Source organism: Streptomyces sp. NBC_01314, assembly GCF_041435215.1.
Classification (GTDB): domain Bacteria; phylum Actinomycetota; class Actinomycetes; order Streptomycetales; family Streptomycetaceae; genus Streptomyces.
The window spans coordinates 4,485,372-4,506,956 of sequence record NZ_CP108394.1 but is presented as its reverse complement, the minus strand read 5'-3'; the positions used below and the strand labels follow the sequence as shown (position 1 = coordinate 4,506,956).

The 21,585-nt window shown below is 68.1% G+C and carries 26 protein-coding genes; 20 read left to right on the top strand and 6 right to left on the bottom strand.

The features are described from left to right. Positions 1-157 precede the first annotated feature (157 nt). From rpsH to truA, 16 genes are all read left to right on the top strand, one after another. Positions 158-556 (top strand): 30S ribosomal protein S8, encoded by a 399-nt coding sequence (rpsH, locus tag OG622_RS19710; protein ID WP_371577696.1) that lies wholly within the window; start codon positions 158-160, stop codon positions 554-556. Positions 557-580: 24 nt separating this feature from the next. Further along, on the top strand, positions 581-1,120 hold the full coding sequence (gene rplF, locus OG622_RS19705) for a 50S ribosomal protein L6 (protein ID WP_371577695.1): 540 nt from the start codon (positions 581-583) through the stop codon (positions 1,118-1,120). Positions 1,121-1,123: 3 nt separating this feature from the next. Then, positions 1,124-1,507 (top strand): 50S ribosomal protein L18, encoded by a 384-nt coding sequence (gene rplR, locus OG622_RS19700; RefSeq protein WP_326578659.1) that lies wholly within the window; start codon positions 1,124-1,126, stop codon positions 1,505-1,507. Between the two features lie 39 nt (positions 1,508-1,546). Continuing rightward, positions 1,547-2,152 carry a 30S ribosomal protein S5 gene (gene rpsE / locus OG622_RS19695; RefSeq protein WP_037694140.1) on the top strand — a complete coding sequence of 202 codons (606 nt, stop codon included), beginning with the start codon at positions 1,547-1,549 and terminating at the stop codon, positions 2,150-2,152. Beyond that, entirely contained in the window at positions 2,152-2,334 is a 183-nt protein-coding gene (gene rpmD / locus OG622_RS19690; RefSeq protein WP_046704421.1) for a 50S ribosomal protein L30, read from the top strand. The genes rpsE and rpmD overlap by 1 nt, the downstream gene beginning before the upstream one ends. 2 nt (positions 2,335-2,336) lie before the next feature. Beyond that, complete coding sequence (gene rplO, locus OG622_RS19685) at positions 2,337-2,792, top strand: 50S ribosomal protein L15 (protein ID WP_371577692.1); 456 nt, start codon at positions 2,337-2,339, stop codon at positions 2,790-2,792. 241 nt (positions 2,793-3,033) lie between these two features. Continuing rightward, a complete protein-coding gene (gene secY / locus OG622_RS19680) occupies positions 3,034-4,347 on the top strand; it encodes a preprotein translocase subunit SecY (RefSeq protein ID WP_371577690.1) in 1,314 nt (437 codons plus the stop codon). Further along, positions 4,347-5,009, top strand: coding sequence for an adenylate kinase (locus tag OG622_RS19675; protein WP_371577689.1), 663 nt, complete (start codon positions 4,347-4,349; stop codon positions 5,007-5,009). The genes secY and OG622_RS19675 overlap by 1 nt, the downstream gene beginning before the upstream one ends. 128 nt (positions 5,010-5,137) lie before the next feature. Continuing rightward, positions 5,138-5,974, top strand: coding sequence for a type I methionyl aminopeptidase (gene map, locus OG622_RS19670; RefSeq protein ID WP_371577687.1), 837 nt, complete (start codon positions 5,138-5,140; stop codon positions 5,972-5,974). A gap of 287 nt (positions 5,975-6,261) precedes the next feature. Next, positions 6,262-6,483, top strand: a complete 222-nt coding sequence (infA, locus tag OG622_RS19665) for a translation initiation factor IF-1 (protein ID WP_003948620.1) — start codon at positions 6,262-6,264, stop codon at positions 6,481-6,483. A 72-nt stretch (positions 6,484-6,555) separates the two neighbouring features. Next, positions 6,556-6,669 carry a 50S ribosomal protein L36 gene (rpmJ, locus tag OG622_RS19660; protein ID WP_003998809.1) on the top strand — a complete coding sequence of 38 codons (114 nt, stop codon included), beginning with the start codon at positions 6,556-6,558 and terminating at the stop codon, positions 6,667-6,669. A 213-nt stretch (positions 6,670-6,882) separates the two neighbouring features. Continuing rightward, positions 6,883-7,263 (top strand): 30S ribosomal protein S13, encoded by a 381-nt coding sequence (gene rpsM / locus OG622_RS19655; protein ID WP_371577685.1) that lies wholly within the window; start codon positions 6,883-6,885, stop codon positions 7,261-7,263. A gap of 68 nt (positions 7,264-7,331) precedes the next feature. After that, entirely contained in the window at positions 7,332-7,736 is a 405-nt protein-coding gene (gene rpsK, locus OG622_RS19650) for a 30S ribosomal protein S11 (RefSeq protein WP_003956432.1), read from the top strand. A 134-nt stretch (positions 7,737-7,870) separates the two neighbouring features. Further along, complete coding sequence (locus OG622_RS19645) at positions 7,871-8,893, top strand: DNA-directed RNA polymerase subunit alpha (RefSeq protein WP_371577683.1); 1,023 nt, start codon at positions 7,871-7,873, stop codon at positions 8,891-8,893. A 223-nt stretch (positions 8,894-9,116) separates the two neighbouring features. After that, complete coding sequence (gene rplQ / locus OG622_RS19640) at positions 9,117-9,623, top strand: 50S ribosomal protein L17 (RefSeq protein WP_371577681.1); 507 nt, start codon at positions 9,117-9,119, stop codon at positions 9,621-9,623. A 148-nt stretch (positions 9,624-9,771) separates the two neighbouring features. Continuing rightward, positions 9,772-10,635 (top strand): tRNA pseudouridine(38-40) synthase TruA, encoded by an 864-nt coding sequence (gene truA / locus OG622_RS19635; protein WP_371577679.1) that lies wholly within the window; start codon positions 9,772-9,774, stop codon positions 10,633-10,635. A 21-nt stretch (positions 10,636-10,656) separates the two neighbouring features. Here the strand turns inward: truA and OG622_RS19630 are convergent, their stop codons facing one another. Next, positions 10,657-11,538, bottom strand: coding sequence for a hypothetical protein (locus OG622_RS19630; RefSeq protein WP_371577677.1), 882 nt, complete (start codon positions 11,536-11,538; stop codon positions 10,657-10,659). 449 nt (positions 11,539-11,987) lie between these two features. Between OG622_RS19630 and rplM the strand changes: the two genes are divergently transcribed. The 3 genes from rplM (at position 11,988) to glmM (ending at position 14,629) form a co-directional block, all read left to right on the top strand. After that, positions 11,988-12,431 carry a 50S ribosomal protein L13 gene (gene rplM / locus OG622_RS19625; protein ID WP_371577676.1) on the top strand — a complete coding sequence of 148 codons (444 nt, stop codon included), beginning with the start codon at positions 11,988-11,990 and terminating at the stop codon, positions 12,429-12,431. A gap of 43 nt (positions 12,432-12,474) precedes the next feature. Continuing rightward, positions 12,475-13,011 carry a 30S ribosomal protein S9 gene (gene rpsI / locus OG622_RS19620; protein WP_371577674.1) on the top strand — a complete coding sequence of 179 codons (537 nt, stop codon included), beginning with the start codon at positions 12,475-12,477 and terminating at the stop codon, positions 13,009-13,011. A gap of 259 nt (positions 13,012-13,270) precedes the next feature. Then, positions 13,271-14,629, top strand: coding sequence for a phosphoglucosamine mutase (glmM, locus tag OG622_RS19615; protein ID WP_371577672.1), 1,359 nt, complete (start codon positions 13,271-13,273; stop codon positions 14,627-14,629). A gap of 115 nt (positions 14,630-14,744) precedes the next feature. Here glmM and OG622_RS19610 read toward each other — a convergent pair whose 3' ends face one another. Both OG622_RS19610 and coaA read right to left on the bottom strand, forming a co-directional pair. After that, a complete protein-coding gene (locus OG622_RS19610) occupies positions 14,745-15,686 on the bottom strand; it encodes a DUF389 domain-containing protein (protein WP_371577670.1) in 942 nt (313 codons plus the stop codon). An 81-nt stretch (positions 15,687-15,767) separates the two neighbouring features. Continuing rightward, entirely contained in the window at positions 15,768-16,757 is a 990-nt protein-coding gene (gene coaA, locus OG622_RS19605) for a type I pantothenate kinase (protein WP_037694172.1), read from the bottom strand. 272 nt (positions 16,758-17,029) lie between these two features. Here coaA and OG622_RS19600 point away from each other — a divergent pair, with 272 nt between their 5' ends. Then, positions 17,030-17,191: a hypothetical protein gene (locus OG622_RS19600; RefSeq protein ID WP_371577668.1), complete on the top strand. Its 162-nt coding sequence runs from the start codon at positions 17,030-17,032 to the stop codon at positions 17,189-17,191. A gap of 51 nt (positions 17,192-17,242) precedes the next feature. Here OG622_RS19600 and OG622_RS19595 read toward each other — a convergent pair whose 3' ends face one another. From OG622_RS19595 to glmS, 3 genes are all read right to left on the bottom strand, one after another. Further along, positions 17,243-18,685: an NAD(P)H-hydrate dehydratase gene (locus tag OG622_RS19595; protein ID WP_371577666.1), complete on the bottom strand. Its 1,443-nt coding sequence runs from the start codon at positions 18,683-18,685 to the stop codon at positions 17,243-17,245. Between the two features lie 304 nt (positions 18,686-18,989). Beyond that, entirely contained in the window at positions 18,990-19,361 is a 372-nt protein-coding gene (locus tag OG622_RS19590) for a holo-ACP synthase (protein ID WP_371577664.1), read from the bottom strand. 126 nt (positions 19,362-19,487) lie between these two features. Then, positions 19,488-21,335: a glutamine--fructose-6-phosphate transaminase (isomerizing) gene (gene glmS, locus OG622_RS19585; RefSeq protein ID WP_371577662.1), complete on the bottom strand. Its 1,848-nt coding sequence runs from the start codon at positions 21,333-21,335 to the stop codon at positions 19,488-19,490. Positions 21,336-21,585: the final 250 nt, after the last annotated feature.

The window sequence follows — 21,585 nt, the reverse complement described above, 5'->3', positions numbered from 1 at the left end:
ACCCATCCATGGCTTAGGCTTGGAGGGTTGGGCGCCTGACGGTAGCCCGTACGACTTACTACGCCGTAGGTCCCCGCACCGCACCCGTCCCGCCACCGAGTGGGGAGAGGGATGGCGCATACAGGAAACCCCGGCGAGAGAGGCCGAAGGCCAATTCATGACCATGACTGATCCGATCGCAGACATGCTTACGCGTCTGCGGAACGCGAACTCGGCATACCACGACTCCGTGACGATGCCGGCATCGAAGATCAAGTCTCACATCGCGGAGATCCTCCAGCAGGAGGGCTTCATCACGGGCTGGAAGGTCGAGGACGCCGAGGTCGGCAAGAACCTCGTCCTCGAGCTGAAGTTCGGCCCGAACCGTGAGCGCTCCATCGCGGGCATCAAGCGGATCTCCAAGCCCGGTCTCCGGGTTTACGCGAAGTCCACCTCCCTGCCCAAGGTGCTGGGTGGCCTCGGCGTGGCGATCATCTCCACGTCGCACGGTCTCCTCACCGGACAGCAGGCCGGCAAGAAGGGCGTAGGCGGAGAAGTCCTCGCCTACGTCTGGTAGCGGAAGGGAACGGAGGAAACAGCTATGTCGCGTATTGGCAAGCTCCCCATCACGGTTCCCGCCGGCGTGGACGTCACCATCGACGGCCGTACGGTTTTGGTCAAGGGCCCCAAGGGCTCGCTGACCCACACCGTCGCTTCGCCGATCGACATCGCGAAGGGTGAGGACGGCGTTCTCAACGTCACCCGCCCCAACGACGAGCGTCAGAACAAGGCCCTGCACGGCCTGTCCCGCACGCTGGTGGCGAACATGATCACCGGCGTGACCCAGGGTTACGTGAAGAAGCTCGAAATCAGCGGTGTCGGTTACCGAGTGCAGGCCAAGGGTTCGAACCTTGAGTTCGCGCTCGGCTACAGCCACCCGATCACCGTCGAGGCGCCCGAGGGCATCAGCTTCAAGGTCGAGAACCCGACGCGGTTCTCGGTCGAGGGCATCGACAAGCAGAAGGTCGGCGAGGTTGCGGCCAACATCCGCAAGCTGCGCAAGCCCGACCCGTACAAGGCCAAGGGCGTCAAGTACGAGGGCGAAGTCATCCGGCGCAAGGTCGGAAAGGCGGGTAAGTAAGCCATGGCATACGGTACGAAGATCGCTAAGGGCGATGCTTACAAGCGTGCTGCCATCAAGCGGCGCCAGATCCGGATCCGTAAGAAGGTCAACGGTACGGCTGAGCGTCCCCGCCTGGTCGTGACCCGCTCGAACCGTCACATCGTGGCCCAGGTGATCGACGACCTCAAGGGTCACACCCTTGCGTCGGCGTCCACCCTGGACTCGTCGATTCGTGGCGCGTCGGAGGACAAGTCGGCGCTGGCCGGCAAGGTCGGCGCACTGGTCGCCGAGCGTGCCAAGGCCGCCGGTGTCGAGGCCGTCGTGTTCGACCGTGGTGGTAACCGGTACGCGGGTCGCATTGCGGCCCTGGCCGACGCCGCCCGCGAGGCCGGGCTCAAGTTCTGAGCTCGCTGCGTAGCTAGCGGAAAGAGAGAGGTAAATCCAATGGCTGGACCCCAGCGCCGCGGTGGCGGTGCCGGTGGCGGCGAGCGGCGGGACCGGAAGGGCCGTGACGGCGGCGCAGCTGCCGCCGAGAAGACCGCGTACGTTGAGCGCGTTGTCGCGATCAACCGCGTCGCCAAGGTTGTGAAGGGTGGTCGTCGCTTCAGCTTCACTGCGCTCGTCGTAGTGGGCGATGGTGACGGCACCGTCGGTGTCGGTTACGGCAAGGCCAAGGAGGTGCCGGCCGCGATCGCCAAGGGTGTTGAAGAGGCCAAGAAGCACTTCTTCAAGGTCCCCCGTATCCAGGGCACCATCCCGCACCCGATCACGGGCGAGAAGGCCGCGGGCGTCGTCCTGCTCAAGCCTGCTTCCCCCGGTACCGGCGTCATCGCCGGTGGCCCGGTGCGTGCCGTGCTCGAGTGCGCCGGTGTGCACGACATCCTGTCGAAGTCGCTCGGCTCGTCCAACGCGATCAACATCGTGCACGCGACCGTGGCGGCCCTCAAGGGCCTGCAGCGTCCCGAGGAGATCGCGGCTCGCCGTGGTCTGCCCCTCGAGGACGTCGCCCCCGCGGCTCTGCTCCGTGCGCGTGCGGGAGCGGGTGCGTAATGGCTCGCCTCAAGGTCACGCAGACGAAGTCGTACATCGGCAGCAAGCAGAACCACCGTGACACCCTGCGGTCCCTTGGTCTCAAGGGGATCAACACCGTGGTCGTCAAGGAGGACCGCCCCGAGTTCCGCGGAATGGTTCACACCGTCCGCCACCTCGTGTCGGTTGAGGAGGTCGACTGATCATGGCGGAGAACAACCCGCTCAAGATCCACAACCTCCGTCCTGCCCCGGGCGCCAAGACCGCCAAGACCCGTGTGGGTCGTGGTGAGGCGTCGAAGGGTAAGACGGCTGGACGTGGTACCAAGGGCACGAAGGCCCGTTACCAGGTTCCGGAGCGCTTCGAGGGTGGCCAGATGCCCCTCCACATGCGTCTTCCGAAGCTGAAGGGCTTCAAGAACCCGTTCAAGGTCGAGTTCCAGGTCGTGAACCTGGACAAGCTCGCCGCCCTCTACCCCGAGGGTGGGGAGGTCACCGTTGCCGACCTGGTCGACAAGGGTGCCGTCCGCAAGAACAGCCTCGTCAAGGTCCTCGGCCAGGGCGAGATCTCCGTGGCGCTGCAGGTGACGGTCGACGCCGTCTCCGGCTCCGCCAAGGAGAAGATCACCGCCGTCGGCGGTACGGTCACCGAGCTCGTCTGAACACATCAGGTGTCTCGATGACTTGAGCGATCCCGACCGGGGATACCCCACAAATGGGGTATCCCCGGTTGGTCGTTCCTAGGGAGGCGGTCCCGCCGGTAAGGTGGCCTGCACTGTGCGTTTTCACAGGGGACCCCTAACCGGGCACTCGCCGCGGCAGTTAAACGTTACGTAAGTCGTCCTCATCAGATCTCAAAACCGTCACCCTTGACGCAGTAGCGCGGGGGTCGCAGGAGGCACCGTGCTCACCGCGTTCGCCCGGGCGTTCAAGACGCCCGACCTGCGCAAGAAGCTGCTCTTCACGCTCGGCATCATCGTGATCTATCGGATCGGCACGCATGTGCCGATCCCTGGTGTCGACTACACCGCCGTCCAGTTCTGCATCGACCAGGCCCAGACCAACAAGGGGCTCTTCGGGCTGGTCAACATGTTCAGCGGTGGCGCGTTGCTGCAGATCACGATCTTCGCGCTCGGCATCATGCCGTACATCACGGCGAGCATCATTCTGCAGCTGCTGACCGTGGTGATCCCGCGTCTGGAAGCCCTGAAGAAGGAGGGGGCGGCCGGTACGTCGAAGATCACGCAGTACACGCGTTATCTGACGGTCGCCCTCGCCATCCTCCAGGGCACCGGCCTCGTCGCCACCGCGCGCAGCGGCACGCTGTTCAACGGCTGCGCGCAGGCCACTGGGATCGTGCCCGACCGATCGATCTACACCACCATGGTCATGGTCGTCACCATGACCGCCGGTACGGCCGTCGTCATGTGGCTCGGTGAGCTGATCACCGACCGCGGCATCGGCAACGGCATGTCGATCCTGATGTTCATCTCGATCGCCGCCACCTTCCCGTCCGCGCTGTGGGCCATCAAGGAGCAGGGCGACCTGGCGGGCGGCTGGATCGAGTTCGGTACCGTCATCGCCGTCGGCCTGGTCATGGTCGCGCTCGTGGTCTTCGTCGAGCAGGCCCAGCGCCGTATCCCGGTCCAGTACGCGAAGCGCATGATCGGTCGCCGGTCCTACGGCGGCACGTCGACGTACATTCCGCTGAAGGTCAACCAGGCGGGCATCATCCCTGTGATCTTCGCTTCGTCGCTGCTCTACATCCCGGCACTGGTCGTGCAGTTCTCCGGCTCCACCGCGGGTTGGGCGAGCTGGGTCACCAAGAATCTCGCGGACACCGCAGCGCCGGCGCACATCACGGTCTACTTCTTCCTGATCATCTTCTTCGCCTTCTTCTACGTGGCCATCTCGTTCAACCCCGAGGAAGTCGCGGACAACATGAAGAAGTATGGTGGCTTCATCCCGGGCATCCGGGCTGGCCGACCGACCGCTGAGTACCTGAGCTACGTACTCAACCGGATCACGTGGCCAGGTTCGCTGTACCTGGGTCTGATTGCTCTCGTCCCGACGATGGCGTTGGCTGGTTTCGGCGCAAACCAGAACTTCCCGTTCGGTGGTACCAGCATCCTGATCATCGTGGGTGTGGGTCTGGAGACGGTGAAGCAGATCGAGAGCCAGCTCCAGCAGCGCAATTACGAAGGGTTCCTCCGCTGATGCGTATCGTCCTCGTCGGGCCGCCGGGTGCCGGTAAGGGAACGCAGGCCGCGTTCCTGGCCATGAACCTGTCGATCCCGCACATCTCCACGGGCGACCTGTTCCGGGCCAACATCAGCAAGCAGACGGAGCTCGGCAAACTCGCGAAGTCCTACATGGACAAGGGCGAGCTGGTGCCGGACGAGGTCACCATCGCGATGGCCAAGGACCGCATGGAGCAGCCGGACGCCGAGAACGGCTTCCTGCTCGACGGCTTCCCGCGCAACGTCTCGCAGGCCGAGGCGCTCGACGTGACGCTCCAGGACGAGTCCATGAACCTGGACGCGGTGCTGGACCTGGAGGTCCCCGAGGACGAGGTCGTCAAGCGGATCGCCGGTCGGCGCGTCTGCCGGAACGACTCCGCCCACGTCTTCCACGTCACGTACAAGAAGCCGAAGCAGGAAGGCGTCTGCGACGCCTGCGGCGGCGAGCTGTACCAGCGTGACGACGACTCCGAGGAGACCGTCCGCAAGCGTCTGGAGGTCTACCACACCCAGACCGAGCCGATCATCGACTACTACAAGGCCCAGGGCCTCGTGGTGACGATCTCGGCCCTCGGTCCGGTGGAGGAAGTCACCCAGCGCGCCATGGAGGCGCTCAAGAGCGAGGACGACGACAAGTAGGTCGTCGGTCAGTACGCCGGCCGCGGTGCCCGAGAGGGGCGCCGCGGCCGTACTGTTGTGTAGGCGAAACCCGAGAACGCGGTTTCGCCGTTCGTAGGCAAGAAGGAAGACGGAGAGCGCAGGCCCCCATGGTGCAGATCAAGAGTCCCGAGCAGATCGCCAAGATGCGCGAGGCGGGGCTGGTCGTCGCCGCCATTCACGCGGCCACTCGGGAGGCGGCCGTGCCGGGCGCCTCCACGAAGGATCTCGACGACGTGGCCCGCAAGGTGCTCGCGGAGCACGGGGCCAAGTCGAACTTCCTCGGGTACGGCGGCTTCCCGGCGACGATCTGCACGTCGGTGAACGAGGTCGTGGTGCACGGGATTCCGAGCGACGAGGTCGTTCTGAAGGACGGCGACATCATCTCCATCGACTGCGGCGCGATCGTCGACGGCTGGCACGGCGATGCGGCCTACACCGCGTTCGTGGGGTCCGGGCACGCCCCGGAGCTGATCGAGCTGTCGCGGGTGACCGAGGAGTCCATGTGGGCCGGGATCGCCGCGATGAAGCTGGGGAACCGGCTCGTGGACGTCTCCCGGGCCATCGAGACGTACATCCGCCGGCAGCCGAAGCCGGGCGGGGGCAAGTACGGGATCGTCGAGGACTACGGGGGCCATGGCATCGGGACCGAGATGCACATGGACCCGCATCTGCTGAACTACGTCGAGCGGCGGCGGGGGAAGGGGCCGAAGCTCGTCCCCGGGTTCTGCCTCGCGATCGAGCCGATGGTGGCGCTGGGTACGCCGAAGACCGAGGTTCTCGCGGACGACTGGACCGTGGTGAGCACGGACGGCACGTGGTCCTCGCACTGGGAGCACTCGGTGGCGTTGACGGAGGACGGGCCGCTGGTGCTGACCGCGCCCGACGGGGGCAGGGCGAAGCTGGCGGAGTACGGGATCACCGCGGCTCCTGATCCGTTGGGCTGAGCGCGTCGGCCGACTGCGGGCCGTGTGCGGCTGGTGGCACCTCGCGGCGGAGCCGCATATCGACACAGTCCCGCGATATCGACACAGCCGTGCGCCTGTTCCGGGCCCTCGGCCCGTCGAGAGGCGCCGCAGCCGGCCTGAGTAATGATCTTCTGCGGTGGGCAGCCTTACCCGAATTCGTGTTTCTCGGGGGCCTGGCGTAGACTGACTCGTCGGCTCTCGTGTTTCCGTGTGTCTTCATTCGGTTACGCCGAGTCGATCAAGGTAGTCGATTCGAAGGGCGAAGCGTGGCCAAGAAGCAAGGTGCCATCGAGATCGAGGGCACTGTCGTCGAGTCTCTTCCGAACGCCATGTTCAAGGTTGAGCTCCAGAACGGCCACCAGGTCCTGGCACACATCAGCGGCAAGATGCGTATGCACTACATCCGTATCCTCCCTGACGACCGGGTCGTGGTGGAGTTGTCTCCGTACGACCTGACGCGTGGCCGGATCGTCTACCGCTACAAGTAGATCTTGCCTCCGCTCTCCGTGCCCCGGTCCCCGGGACGCGCGTGGTGGCACTGACCCGGAGAACCTCACCCCATGAAGGTCAAGCCGAGCGTCAAGAAGATCTGCGACAAGTGCAGGGTGATCCGCCGTCACGGTCGGGTCATGGTCATCTGCGAGAACCCGCGCCACAAGCAGCGCCAGGGCTGACGCACGTTCGACCTTTCCCTCTGCATCGACATCGCAGGGATTCGCGCGACGCGAGCTGAATTGTTCATACGCAGGACCCAGGCATGCTCAGTGCCTGACACCCCCGGCTCGGAGGCCGGGGACCCGGGTCGTACCCACTCTTCGACATGTAAGAGGCCGGCGGCCGGGATCTGGTCCTGCGGAAGACCTCCGACAATCACCAGGAGCCATTGAATGGCACGCGTTTCCGGTGTTGACATTCCGCGCGAAAAGCGCGTGGAGGTCGCCCTCACCTATGTGTTCGGCATCGGCCGGACCCTCTCCCAGGAGACGCTGGCAGCGACCGGCGTCAACCCCGACACCCGGGTCCGCGACCTCTCCGAGGAGCAGCTCGTCGCGATCCGCGAGTACGTGGACAGCAACATCAAGACCGAGGGTGACCTCCGTCGCGAGGTCCAGGCCGACATCCGCCGCAAGGTGGAGATCGGCTGCTACCAGGGTCTGCGTCACCGTCGCGGTCTGCCCGTCCGCGGTCAGCGCACCAGCACGAACGCCCGCACCCGCAAGGGCCCGCGTCGCGCCATCGCCGGTAAGAAGAAGCCGGGCAAGAAGTAGTCCTCAGCGGACAACGCTTCATCAGCGGTCTTCGCTGTAGGACCGACCACCTCCCGTAGGAGTTATAGATGCCCCCCAAGGGTCGTCAGGGCGCTGCCAAGAAGGTGCGCCGCAAGGAAAAGAAGAACGTCGCTCACGGCCACGCGCACATCAAGAGCACGTTCAACAACACGATCGTCTCGATCACGGACCCCTCGGGCAACGTGATCTCCTGGGCCTCCGCCGGCCACGTCGGCTTCAAGGGCTCCCGCAAGTCCACGCCGTTCGCCGCGCAGATGGCCGCCGAGTCGGCCGCCCGTCGCGCGCAGGAGCACGGCATGCGCAAGGTCGACGTGTTCGTCAAGGGCCCGGGTTCGGGTCGTGAGACGGCCATCCGTTCGCTGCAGGCGACCGGTCTCGAGGTCGGCTCCATCCAGGACGTCACGCCCACCCCGCACAACGGCTGCCGTCCGCCCAAGCGTCGCCGCGTCTGACCCTTCGGGGCGGATGCACGGCTGCTTGGTCTGAGGTTTTCGGGCGGTATGGCTCTCCATGGCCATATCGCCCGTACCCTTGTAGTTCTCAAGGGCATCAAATAGCGGGTGCCCATGACTGAAGGATTCACTTCATGCTGATCGCTCAGCGTCCCTCGCTGACCGAAGAGGTCGTCGACGAATTCCGCTCCCGGTTCGTGATCGAGCCGCTGGAGCCGGGCTTCGGCTACACCCTCGGCAACAGCCTCCGCCGTACGCTCCTCTCCTCGATCCCGGGTGCGGCGGTCACGTCCATCCGTATCGACGGTGTCCTGCACGAGTTCACCACCGTGCCGGGCGTCAAGGAGGACGTCACCGACCTGATCCTCAACATCAAGCAGCTGGTCGCCTCCTCGGAGCACGACGAGCCCGTTGTGATGTACCTGCGCAAGCAGGGCCCGGGTCTGGTCACCGCCGCCGACATCGCGCCCCCGGCCGGTGTCGAGGTACACAACCCCGACCTCGTCCTCGCCACGCTCAACGGCAAGGGCAAGCTGGAGATGGAGCTGACGGTCGAGCGTGGCCGCGGTTACGTCTCCGCCGTGCAGAACAAGCAGGTGGGCCAGGAGATCGGCCGTATCCCGGTCGACTCCATCTACTCGCCGGTTCTCAAGGTCACGTACAAGGTCGAGGCGACCCGTGTCGAGCAGCGCACCGACTTCGACAAGCTGATCGTCGACGTCGAGACCAAGCAGTCCATGCGTCCCCGTGACGCCATGGCCTCCGCCGGTAAGACCCTGGTCGAGCTGTTCGGTCTCGCCCGTGAGCTGAACATCGACGCCGAAGGCATCGACATGGGCCCGTCCCCGACGGACGCCGCCCTCGCCGCCGACCTGGCGCTGCCGATCGAGGAGCTGGAGCTCACCGTTCGGTCGTACAACTGCCTCAAGCGCGAGGGCATCCACTCCGTGGGTGAGCTCGTGGCCCGTTCCGAGGCGGACCTGCTCGACATCCGTAACTTCGGTGCGAAGTCGATCGACGAGGTCAAGGCGAAGCTGGCGGGTATGGGCCTGGCGCTCAAGGACTCCCCGCCCGGATTCGACCCCACCGCCGCGGCCGACGCCTTCGGCGCGGACGACGACGCGGATGCGGGCTTTGTGGAGACCGAGCAGTACTAAGAGCTCGGGCTCGACGGTTCGTACTCGGGTGCGGGTGCGGGTGCGGGTGCGGGTGCGCTGTGGCTTGTCGCGCCCACGCGACGGAGTCGCATATCGACACCGCCCGCGCCCCTTCCGGGAGCGCCCCTTCGGGGCTGCTTCCGGATCTTCGACGGGCAGCCGCCCGCTCGGATACTGACCTCGGTACCTGATACGGCCGGGGCAGACACCTAGGAGAAACATCATGCCGAAGCCCACCAAGGGTGCCCGTCTGGGCGGCAGTGCCGCGCACGAGAAGCTGCTGCTCGCGAACCTCGCGAAGAGCCTCTTCGAGCACGGTCGCATCACCACCACCGAGGCGAAGGCCCGCCGTCTGCGGCCGTACGCCGAGCGTCTGGTCACCAAGGCGAAGAAGGGCGACCTTCACAACCGCCGTCAGGTGCTCCAGGTCATCACGGACAAGAGCATCGTGCACACGCTCTTCACCGAGATCGGCCCGCGGTACGAGAACCGTCCGGGTGGCTACACCCGTATCACCAAGATCGGTAACCGCCGTGGCGACAACGCGCCCATGGCTGTCATCGAGCTGGTCGAGGCGCTGACGGTCGCGCAGGCGGCCACGGGCGAGGCCGAGGCCGCCACCAAGCGTGCCGCCAAGGACGCGGAGGCGCCTGCCGCTGAGGCCAAGGTGGACACGACCAAGGCCGACGAGGCCGCGGACGAGGCTGCCGAGGAGTCGAAGGACGCGTAAGCGTTCTGCGGGGGCTGTGCGTCGGCGGCTGCGGGTTCGTTGTGGTTGTTCGCGCAGTTCCCCGCGTCCCTGAAGACGGGGCGTGTGTGAGCGGGCCCGTTCCTTTCGAGGAACGGGCCCGTTTTTCTGTACCTGAGAGGATCCAGGGGTGAGTGACGAAGTACAGCCCGGCCATGTCCGTATCCGGTTGGACCTGTCGTACGACGGGAGCGCGTTCTCCGGGTGGGCCAAGCAGGCGCGGGGGCAGCGGACCGTGCAAGGAGAGATCGAGGACGCTCTGCGGACCGTGACGCGGGCCGGGGAGACGTACGAGCTGACCGTGGCCGGGCGAACGGATGCCGGGGTGCACGCGCGGGGGCAGGTGGCCCATGTGGACCTGCCGCGATGGCTGTGGGAGGAGCATCGCGAGAAGCTGCTCAAACGGCTCGCCGGGCGCCTGTCGCGGGACGTGCGGGTCTGGGCCCTCACCGAGGCCCCCGAGGGCTTCAACGCCCGGTTCTCGGCCGTCTGGCGGCGGTACGCGTACCGCGTCACCGACCATCCCGGGGGCGTCGACCCGCTGCTGCGCGGTCACGTGCTGTGGCACGACTGGCCGCTGGACGTGGACGCCATGAACGAGGCCGCGTCGCGGCTGCTGGGGGAGCACGACTTCGCGGCCTACTGCAAGCGGCGGGAGGGTGCGACCACCATTCGCACGCTGCAGCGGCTGAGCCTGGTGCGGGGGGACGACGGGGTCATCACGGCGACCGTGCGGGCCGACGCCTTCTGCCACAACATGGTGCGGTCGCTGATCGGGGCGCTGCTGTTCGTGGGGGACGGGCACCGGGGGGCCGAATGGCCCGGGAAGGTGCTGGCGGCCGGGGTGCGGGACTCCGCCGTGCATGTCGTACGGCCGCACGGGCTGACGCTGGAGGAGGTCGGGTATCCGGCCGACGAGCTGCTGGCCGCGCGGAACAAGGAGGCGCGGAACCGCCGGACCCTGCCGGGGGCGCCCGGGGCCGGCTGCTGCTGACCCTGGGCGGCGGGGTGCGGGCTACTGCCCGCTGGCCGCGGCGGCCGCCTGGGTCTCGCCCCGGCGGTGGATCTGGTTGAAGGTGGACCTGCTGAGGTCGTCGCCGGCGGCGAAGACGGCCTTGTCCTTCTCCGTCACGTCCTTGCCGTCGGTGAAGCCGGAAAGGGTGAAGTGGGCGTAGCGGCCGTAGGAGTTTGCGGTCGTACGGCAGACCGTCGTACGGCAGAAGGCGGGGACGCCGTCGCCGGAGAGGGAGATGAGGGTGCTCTTCTTGTCCCAGTCCGCCTTGACCTTGGTCGCTTTGGCCTCGGTGTCGAACAGGGCGACGCCGACCGTGACCGCGATCTTGTCCCGGTAGTAGGTCACGCGCATGAAGCGCGTGCAGTCGTTGCTGGTCAGCAGCTTGCCGAGGGAGCCCTGGACGGCCGAGGCGCAGTTGGTCGTCGAGGCCGTGGCGCCCTTGCGGTAGACGACGTTGTCGCGCTTGGTCAGCTGGGCACCCGGGAAGAGGATGTCCGGGCTGATCGGCGCCTTGTCCTTGCCCGAGCTGGAGATGAACTCCTTCGGGTCCAGCGGGGGCGGGGCCGAGGTCGGTGCGAACGACGGGTCCGCCTTGGCGCTGGCGCTCGGGATGTCCGCGGTGGTCGGCAGCTCGTTCGGGCCGTTCGCCGTGGTGGTGCCGTTGTCGTTGACGACGGCGACGGCCACGGCGACGCCTATGCCGACCGTGGCGAGGGCGCCGCCGACGATCATCAGGAGTCTGCGGCGTCTGTTGCGTATTTCGGACCGTTCGGCGAGTGACGCCCAGTCCGGGGTCTGGTTACTGGTGGAATTCCGCTGATTGTCCCACGGATTGTGGGAACCCCCAGGGCTCCACTGAGACCCCCCCTGCCCAAAGCTCATGGGCCGCAGTTTAGACGGGCGAGGGGAGGTCTTCTTCAGTTATGGGTTACGCCTCGGAAGTCGATCTGGAGCTTGTGCCTGTTTGTGAGTTTCATGGTGGACCGACCGCCACGATCGGACCCCCGGTATTCGCGGATCGATCGTCCGAGTCATGTGCCTCGCAGCGCGTGGGGCCGGATCGTATCGGACCCGTGGGCGAAGTGGATCAAGGAGCCGCGCGGACCCCGGCCCGGGGCCGTTTTGACCCGTCCGGGTGCGCCCGGCTAAGCTGCGTGTTCGTTATGTGTATTGGCGCTCATTCTCACGTGAGGCGGCCCTTACACCGGTCCACCGGGCCGATGACCAGCGAGCCAGCACGCGGTATGCGTCACCGCAGTGCGGCAAGGGCTGTCGTGATCGTCTTCGGTGACCTGTCAGGAACCTCACTGAAGAAGCGAAGGCTACGAACCGTGCGTACGTACAGCCCCAAGCCGGGCGACATCACTCGCCAGTGGCATGTCATCGACGCCCAGGACATCGTCCTGGGTCGTCTGGCGACCACTGCTGCCACCCTTCTGCGCGGCAAGCACAAGCCGATCTACGCGCCCCACGTCGACGCTGGTGACTTCGTCATCATCATCAACGCGGCCAAGGTGCACCTGTCCGGCAACAAGCGGACTCAGAAGATGGCCTACCGCCACTCCGGTTACCCGGGTGGTCTGCGCTCGGTCCGTTACGACGAGCTGCTGGAGAAGAACCCCGAGAAGGCCGTCGAGAAGGCCATCAAGGGCATGCTCCCCAAGAACACCCTGGGCCGTCAGATGCTCTCCAAGCTGAAGGTCTACTCGGGCGACCAGCACCCGCACGCTGCCCAGCAGCCGGTGCCGTTCGAGATCACCCAGGTCGCGCAGTAAGTCCGGCCACACCCCCTAGCCTGAAGAAAATCTGAGGAGAATCGTGGCCGAGACCACCGTTGAGCAGCCGGTCGAAGAGACCGAGAGTGAGCTCGTCGACATCGAGAGCTACACCACCGAGTCCGAGGTGCCCGTCGAGGGCGAGTACAGCACTGAGACCTCGGAGGACCTCGCCGGCCGCTTCGGCGACCCGCAGCCGGCCGCCGGCCTGGGCCGTCGCAAGAACGCCATCGCCCGCGTCCGGATCGTCCCGGGCTCCGGCAAGTGGAAGATCAACGGGCGTACGCTCGAGGACTACTTCCCGAACAAGGTGCACCAGCAGGAGGTCAACGAGCCGTTCAAGGTTCTTGAGCTCGAAGGCCGCTACGACGTCATCGCCCGTATCTCCGGTGGCGGTGTCTCCGGTCAGGCCGGTGCGCTCCGTCTCGGTGTCGCCCGCGCGCTGAACGAGGCCGACGTCGACAACAACCGTGGCGCCCTCAAGAAGGCCGGCTTCCTCCGTCGCGACGACCGTGCGGTCGAGCGCAAGAAGGCCGGTCTGAAGAAGGCCCGCAAGGCTCCGCAGTACAGCAAGCGCTAAATCGCGCTCGCGCCGTATCGCGCGTATCGCCCCGGTGGCACGTACCTGTGCCGCCGGGGCGGTTTGCGTAGCAGGGGAGATCGTTCATCGCGGGCATATCCGCAGACTGTCGTACAACCCCGAAAGGGGGAGGACAGTCTCAGGGGATGTACTTGGTCCGGGGAATGCCGGGACACTCGGGGACAGCCGGTGCGGGACCGCCCGGTAGGGGACCATCAGGTACGAGCCGCACATTCTCAGCAATTCGGAGGACACCACTGTGGGACGACTCTTCGGCACGGACGGCGTGCGCGGTGTCGCCAACGCGGATCTGACGGCCGAGCTCGCGCTCGGACTCTCCGTCGCGGCGGCACATGTACTCGCCGAGGCGGGAACGTTCGAGGGCCACAAGCCGGTGGCGGTGGTCGGGCGGGATCCGCGAGCGTCCGGAGAGTTCCTGGAGGCGGCCGTAGTGGCCGGCCTCGCCAGCGCCGGCGTCGACGTGCTGTGCGTCGGCGTGCTGCCCACCCCCGCTGTGGCGTTCCTCACCGGCGAGCTGGGCGCCGACCTCGGCGTGATGCTCTCCGCCAGCCACAACGCCATGCCTGACAACGGCATCAAGTTCTTCGCCCGCGGTGGCCACAAGCTCGCCGACGATCTGGAGGGCCGGATCGAGGGCGTGTACGAGGACCACCGCACCGGGGCGCCCTGGGACCGGCCGACGGGTGCGGGTGTCGGGCGTATCCGGTCGTACGACGAGGGCTCCGCGCGGTATGTCGAGCATCTGCTCTCTGTCCTCCCCAACCGTCTCGAAGGGCTGAAGGTCGTCCTCGACGAGGCGCACGGTGCCGCGGCCGGGGTCTCGCCGGAGGTGTTCACGCGCGCCGGCGCCGAGATCGTCACCATCGGGGCCGAGCCGAACGGGCTCAACATCAACGACGGGTGCGGGTCGACGCACCTCGGGAAGCTGCGGGCCGCCGTCGTCGAGCACGGGGCGGACCTCGGCATCGCGCACGACGGGGACGCGGACCGGTGCCTCGCCGTGGACCACGAGGGCAACGAGGTCGACGGGGACCAGATCCTCGCGGTGCTCGCGCTGGACATGCGGGAGCGCGGGGTGCTCCGGTCGGAGACCGTGGTCGCCACCGTGATGTCCAACCTCGGCTTCAAGCTGGCGCTGGAGCGGGAGGGGCTCAAGCTGGTGCAGACCGGGGTCGGGGACCGGTATGTGCTGGAGGAGATGAAGCGGCACGGATACGCCCTCGGGGGCGAGCAGTCCGGGCATGTGATCATCTCCGACCATGCGACGACCGGCGACGGGACGCTGACCGGGCTGCTGCTGGCCGCCCGGATCGCGCGGACCGGGCGTACGCTCCAGGACCTCGCGGGCGTGATGGAGCGGCTGCCGCAGGTGCTCATCAATGTGCCGGACGTGGATCGGTCGCGGGTGGGGACGTCGGCGGAGCTGGCGGCGGCGGTGGGCGAGGCGGAGCGGGAACTCGGGGCGACGGGGCGGGTGTTGCTGCGGCCTTCGGGGACGGAGCCGCTGGTTCGAGTGATGGTCGAGGCGGCGGATATCGAGCAGGCTCGGTCTGTGGCTGGGCGGCTTGCTGATGCGGTGAAGTCCGCGCTCGGGTAGTTCTGCTGTTCCGGGTACGGGGTGGGGGAGCTGTGGGTTGCGGGCTGCGGGTTCGTTGTGGCTTGTCGCGCAGTTCCCCGCGCCCCTGAACAGCAGGGGCTGCGCCCCTTGCTGTTCAGGGGCGCTGTCGTGCTCCTTGGGGCTTCGTCGACCACAGCCACTTCTGGAGCAGCAGGGTGAGGGTGCCTGCGAGGACGATGCCCAGGAGGTTCAGGAGGAGTTGGTTCGTCGAGCCCAGCGTCTGCTTCGTGTCGCCGTAGGCCAGGGCCACCGCCGCGTTCGCGGCGGCCGGGACCGTGGTGACGGAGATGGCCACGCCCACCAGGGCTCCGGACTTGGCCGAGGTCAGGGAGAGGGTGCCCGCGATGCCTGCCAGGACCGCCACGATGAAGGAGAAGGCATCGGGGGCGTAGACGAAGGCGGTGTTGGGACGTTCGGCCTCCAGTTCGGCTTCGGTGAAGTAGCCGAGCGTGTCCATGAAGAGGCTGAAGCCCACCGTCACCGTCATCGCCACGGCGAAGCCCACCAGCAGGGCGACGAGTGAGCGTACGGCCAGGCGCGGATGGCGTTGGACGAGAGAGGTGCTGATCCCCGCCAGCGGGCCGAACTCCGGGCCTACCGCCATCGCGCCGACGATCAGGATCGCGTTGTCGAGGACCACACCGCAGGCCGCGATCATCGTGGCGAGGGTGAGGAAGGCGACGTAGGTGATGGAGAGCGTCGACTCCTCGTGGGTCGCGTCCGTCAGGTGTTCCCACAGGACCGCGTCCGCGCCCTCGCCCGGCGCGTCCCTCTCCGCCCTGTCGGCGCGCTCGGAGAGCGACAGGTCGATGTTCTCCACGGCGATGGAGCCGGTCCTGTCGAGATCCAACGCCCGCAGCGCGCCGATCAGTTCGTCACCCGCCTCGCGGGCCACGTCGCACATCACGACGTCTCCGGCGGGGTTGCGGGCGGCGCCCGGTACGACGACGAGGTGGGTGGCCCCGACCGTTTCCTCGATCAGGCGCACCACCTCGTCGGTCCTGTCGGACGGGGTGATCAGGCGCAGATGCAGCATGCGCCCTTTCTAACAGGCCGTGGTTACGGTCGTGCGCCACGGCCGTGGTTACGGTCGTGGGCCCACGCGATGCCCACCGCTTCACAGTTTGCGCAGGCTGAGGCGGCGCACCTTGTGGTCGGGGCCCTTGCGGATGATGAGGGTGGCGCGGCCCCGGGTGGGGGCGATGTTCTCGACCAGGTTGGGCTTGTTGATGGTGCGCCAGAGGGTGCGGGCGTAGTCGACGGCGTCGTCCTCGGAGACCTGGGTGTACTTGCGGAAGTACGAGTCGGGCTTTTGGAAGGCGGTCTGACGGAGCTTCTTGAAACGGTTGAGGTACCAGCGCTCGATGTCGTCGGCGCCGGCGTCGACGTACACGCTGAAGTCGAAGTAGTCGGCGAGACCGACGCGGGTGCGGCCGTCGCTGCCGGGGAGGGCGGGCTGGAGGACGTTGAGGCCCTCGACGATGAGGATGTCGGGGCGGCGGACCGTGAGCCGCTGGTCGGGGACGATGTCGTAGATGAGGTGGGAGTAGACGGGGGCCGTCACCTCGTCCTTGCCGGCCTTGATGTCGGCGACGAAACGGGTCAGGGCCCGGCGGTCGTACGACTCGGGGAAGCCCTTGCGGGAGACCAGGCCGCGTTCCTGGAGGTCCTTCATGGGCAGCAGGAAGCCGTCGGTGGTGACCAGCTCCACGCGCGGGTGTTCGGGCCAGCGGGCGAGGAGGGCCTGGAGGAGACGGGCGACGGTCGACTTGCCGACGGCCACGGAGCCGGCGACTCCTATGACGAACGGGGTGCCGGACTGGGAGCCCTGTTCACCCAGGAAGGTGTTGAGGGCGCCGCGCAGGCCGTCGGTGGCGCCGATGTAGAGGTTGAGGAGCCGGGACAGCGGCAGGTAGATGTCCCGTACCTCGTCGAGGTCGATGACATCGCCCAGGCCGCGCAGCTTCTCGACCTCCTCGGCGTTCAGCGGGAGCGGCGTCTTTTCGCGCAGCGCGCTCCACTCGGCACGGGTGAGGTCGACGTAGGGAGTCGCCTCCGGCCTGGGCCGGTGGGCGCTCCGCGGCAACGAGGAGACCGGTGAGATCACAGTCCATTGTTAACGGAGTTTGAACGGCGTGGCGGGTGGGGTCCGTCACGCCGGGGGCACAGTAGAGGATTTGCCCCTTGCTGTGCGGGAACTGTGACGAAGGTATGGACCTGAAATGGGGGGAGGACTAGCGTCCGGGCGGTCGGGAGGGAGCCGCCTCCCGGCGGGGCAGGGGGAATTGGGGGATTCACATGGCTTTTGGTGTGCGTCTGCGGTTCCGGGGCGCCGTTCGGAGTGGGTCTACGCGCGGTGATGCGGAGTTCGCCGGGCGGGTGTGCAGCGAACTCTCGGCCGATCTGCCTGATGAGGATCTGGGCGAGTGTCTCTCCGACGCGATGGACATGTACCGGATGGGGAGCAAGCCCCGGTGCGAGGAGGTCGAGTACCTCGGGATGGTGCGGGAGGCGATCGACCGGATAGAGGAGGGGGAGTGAGGGCCCGGAGAAGGGAAGGGAGTTGGGCGAGCCGGGCCGACGGCGTGGGCGTCAGGTCGTGATGTCCCGCCAGGCCGCCGGGATCGCCTCCGCCACGTCGTGGGCGCCCGCCGGGGCTCCGTCGGCGGCGTAGCGGCCCGCCAGGCCGTGGACGTACGCCGCCACGCTCGCCGCGTCCAGGGCGCAGAGGCCGGCCGCCAGGAGCGAGCCCGCCAGGCCCGAGAGGACGTCGCCGCTGCCGGCGGTGGCGAGCCAGGGGGTGCCGGTGGCGTTGACGCGGACCGGGGTGTCGGGGTCCGGGGCGGCGATCAGCGTGGTGGAGCCCTTGAGGAGGACCGTCGCGTCGTAGGCGCGGGCCAGGTCGCGTACGGCGGTGAGGCGGGAGGCCTCGACCTCCTCGCGGGAGATGCCCAGGAGGGCCGCGGCCTCGCCCGCGTGCGGGGTCAGCAGGGTCGGGGCCCGGCGGGTGCGTACTGTCTCGCGGTCGGCGAGGCGCAGGCCGTCGGCGTCGAGGAGGACGGGGACGTCGGTGGAGAGGGCCTCGGCGACGGGGGCCGGGTCGTCGCCCGCTCCGGGACCGGCGACCCAGGCCTGAACCCGTCCCGCCTTCTTCGGGCCCGTGTTCGAAACCAGAGTCTCCGGGAAGCGGGCGAGGACCGCGTCGGTGGCCGCGCCGACGTAGCGGACCGCGCCCGCTCCGCCGCGCAGGGCGCCCGCGACCGCGAGGACCGCCGCGCCCGGGTAGCGGGTCGAGCCGGCCGCGATGCCTACGACTCCTCGGCGGTACTTGTCGCTCTCCTGGGACGGGCGGGGGAGCAGGGCTGCCACGTCGGCGTGCTGGAGGGACTCCAGGGCGGGGGTGGCCGGGAGGGTGCTCGCCAGGCCGATGTCGATCAGACGGACCGAGCCGGCGTACTCGCGGGCCGGGTCGATGAGGAGGCCCGGCTTGTGGGTGCCGAAGGTGACGGTGAGGTCGGCGCGGACGGCCGCGCCGCGCACCTCGCCGGTGTCCGGTTCGATGCCGCTCGGGAGGTCCACGGCGACGACCGTGGCGGGGGAGGCGGCCACGAGGTCGGCGAGGCGGGCGGCTTCGGGGCGGAGGCCGCCCTTGCCGCCGATGCCGACGACGCCGTCCAGGACGAGGTCGGCGTGGTGGATGTGGGCGGCGGCGGTCGAGGGGGTGGCTGTGGTGCCGCCCGCGCGGAGGAGGGCTTTGAGACCGGCCGCGTGGGTGCGGTCCGGGGCGAGGAGGACGGCTGTCACTCCCGCGCCTCGCTTCGCCAGGCGGGCGCCGGCGTAGAGGGCGTCGCCGCCGTTGTCTCCGCTGCCGGTGAGGAGGACCACTCGGCTGCCGTAGACGCGGCGGCGGAGGGCGTCGGCGCAGGCCGCGGCCAGGCCTGCGGCCGCGCGTTGCATCAGGGCGCCGTCGGGGAGGCGGTCCATGAGGGTGCGTTCGGCTGTGCGGACGGTTTCAACGCGGTGGGCTGAGCGCATGGGGATGAGTCTGCCTTGGGGTGGGAGGTGGGTGCAGCTGGGCGGGGGTGCGGGTGCGTGCGCTTGGCTGTCGCTCGGCGGGGGCGGTTTGCTCGCCGGCGCCGACCGGGTGCCGCTGCGCCCACTGTGCCGCCCCAGCGGCACGATTGCCCGCAGTTGGGGAGGGGTGGCAGGGTTTGCCCGCGGCCATGAGGGGGTGGGCGGTCGTGCCCTTTCAGGGGCGCGGGGAACCGCGCGATCGGCCACGTACGACCCGTAGCCGCCCTGGTGTGCGTACCCCCGAGCTGTCAGGCGCCCCCGCCACTCACCCCTCGGCGATCACCACCGCCGAAGCCACCCCCGCGTCGTGGCTCAGGGAGATGTGCCAGGACTTGACGCCGAGTTCGGAGGCGCGGGACGCGACCGTGCCGGTGACCCGGAGGCGGGGTTGGCCGGAGGATTCGACGTAGACCTCGGCGTCGGTCCAGCGGAGGCCGCTGGGGGCGCCGAGGGCCTTGGCGAGGGCCTCCTTCGCGGCGAAGCGGGCCGCGAGGGAGGCGATGCCCCGGCGCTCCCCGCTGGGGAGCGTGAGTTCCTCGGGGAGGAAGAGGCGGTCGGCCATGCTGGGTGTGCGTTCCAGCGAGGCGCGGAAACGGTCGATCTCGGCGACGTCGATGCCGACTCCGATGATGGGCATGATCCGCACCCTACGGTGACCTCGACGAGCGGAGGACGAGCGGAGGACGAGCGGACGCGTGGCCAAGTCCCGCCCCCGGCCCGTCGGCTCACTCCACCGTCACCGTCTTACTCCACCGCCACCGTCTCACTCCACCGTCACCGACTTCGCCAGGTTTCGTGGCTGGTCCACCTCGTTCCCCCTGGCCGTCGCGAGTTCGCAGGCGAAGACCTGGAGGGGGACCGTGGCGACCAGGGGCTGGAGCAGGGTCGGGGTGGCCGGGATGCGGATCAGGTGGTCGGCGTACGGGACCACCGCCTCGTCGCCCTCCTCTGCGATGACGATGGTGCGTGCACCGCGCGCGCGGATCTCCTGGATGTTGGAGACGATCTTGTCGTGGAGGAGGGAGCGGCCCGCCGGGGAGGGGACCACCACGACCACCGGGAGGTCCTCCTCGATCAGGGCGATCGGACCGTGTTTCAGCTCGCCCGCCGCGAAGCCCTCCGCGTGCATGTAGGCCAACTCCTTGAGCTTCAGGGCGCCTTCCAGGGCCACCGGGTAGCCCACGTGGCGGCCCAGGAACAGCACCGTGTTCTTGTCGGCGAGGGTGCGCGCCAACTCCCGTACCGGCTCCATCGTTTCGAGGACCCGCTCCACCTCGCGGGAGATGCGGGAGAGGTCGCGGACGACCGCCCGGATCTCGTCGCCCCACTTGGTGCCGCGTACCTGGCCGAGATAGAGGGCGACGAGGTAGCAGGCCACCAGCTGCGTCAGGAACGCCTTCGTGGAGGCGACCGCCACCTCCGGGCCCGCGTGGGTGTAGAGGACCGCGTCGGACTCGCGGGGGATCGTCGAGCCGTTGGTGTTGCAGATGGCGAGGACTCGGGCGCCCTGTTCACGTGCGTGCCGCAGGGCCATCAGCGTGTCCATGGTCTCGCCGGACTGGGAGATGGCGATGACCAGGGTGTGCGGGCCGAGGATCGGGTCCCGATAGCGGAACTCGCTCGCCAGCTCGACCTCACAGGGGATACGGGTCCAGTGCTCGATGGCGTACTTGGCGATCATGCCCGCGTGAAACGCCGTGCCGCACGCGACGATGACCACCTTGTCCAGCTCACGCAGCTCCGGGTCGGGAATCCGGACCTCGTCCAGGGACAGGGAGCCCGCCGCGTCGATACGGCCGAGGAGCGTGTCCGCCACCGCCTTGGGCTGCTCGGCGATCTCCTTGAGCATGAAGTAGTCGTAGCCGCCCTTCTCCGCCGCCGACACGTCCCAGTCGACGTGGTACGAGCGGACCTCGGCGGGGCGGCCGTCGAAGGTCGTCACCATGACGCCGTCGCGGCGCAGTTCGACCACCTGGTCCTGGCCCAGTTCGATCGCCGACCGCGTGTGGGCGATGAACGCGGCCACGTCCGAGGCGAGGAAGGCCTCACCCTCGCCGACGCCGACCACCAGGGGTGAGTTCCGGCGGGCGCCCACGACCACGCCCGGCGCGTCCGCGTGCACCGCGACCAGCGTGAACGCCCCCTCCAGTCGACGGCACACCAGCCGCATCGCCTCCGCGAGGTCGTCGCACGACGAGAACTCCTCGGCGAGCAGGTGGGCGACGACCTCGGTGTCCGTCTCGGAGGTCAGAACGTGGCCCCGCTCGGCCAGTTCGGCGCGCAGCGCGGCGAAGTTCTCGATGATGCCGTTGTGGACGACGGCGACCCGGCCCGCGTTGTCGAGGTGCGGATGGGCGTTGACGTCCGTGGGGCCGCCGTGGGTGGCCCAGCGGGTGTGGCCGACACCGGTCGAACCGTTCGGCAGCGGGCGTCCGACCAGCTCCTTCTCCAGATTGACCAGCTTCCCGGCCTTCTTCGCGGCGGCCAGGCCCCCGTCGGCCAGTACCGCCACGCCCGCGGAGTCGTACCCCCGGTACTCCAGCCGCTTCAGCCCGGCCAGGACCACGTCGATCGCGGACTGCGAGCCGACGTATCCCACGATTCCGCACATATCAACCCCTGTGTCGTACCGTTCGCGACCTGTCGTGTGCCCTGTGTGACTGTACGTGACACCGGTGGCGTCGGTGAGCCCTCAGATCGGGTGACTTCCCACGCGGCTATCGGGTGACCGTACGCGCGGCGCCCTCACACGCGCGTGTGCGGCACGTATCGCTGATCACGTGACGAGCAGGCAAATGACGAGCAGACAAATGACGAGCAGGCTCGGGTCCATGGGGTGCGTGGATCTCGGGTTAGGGGTG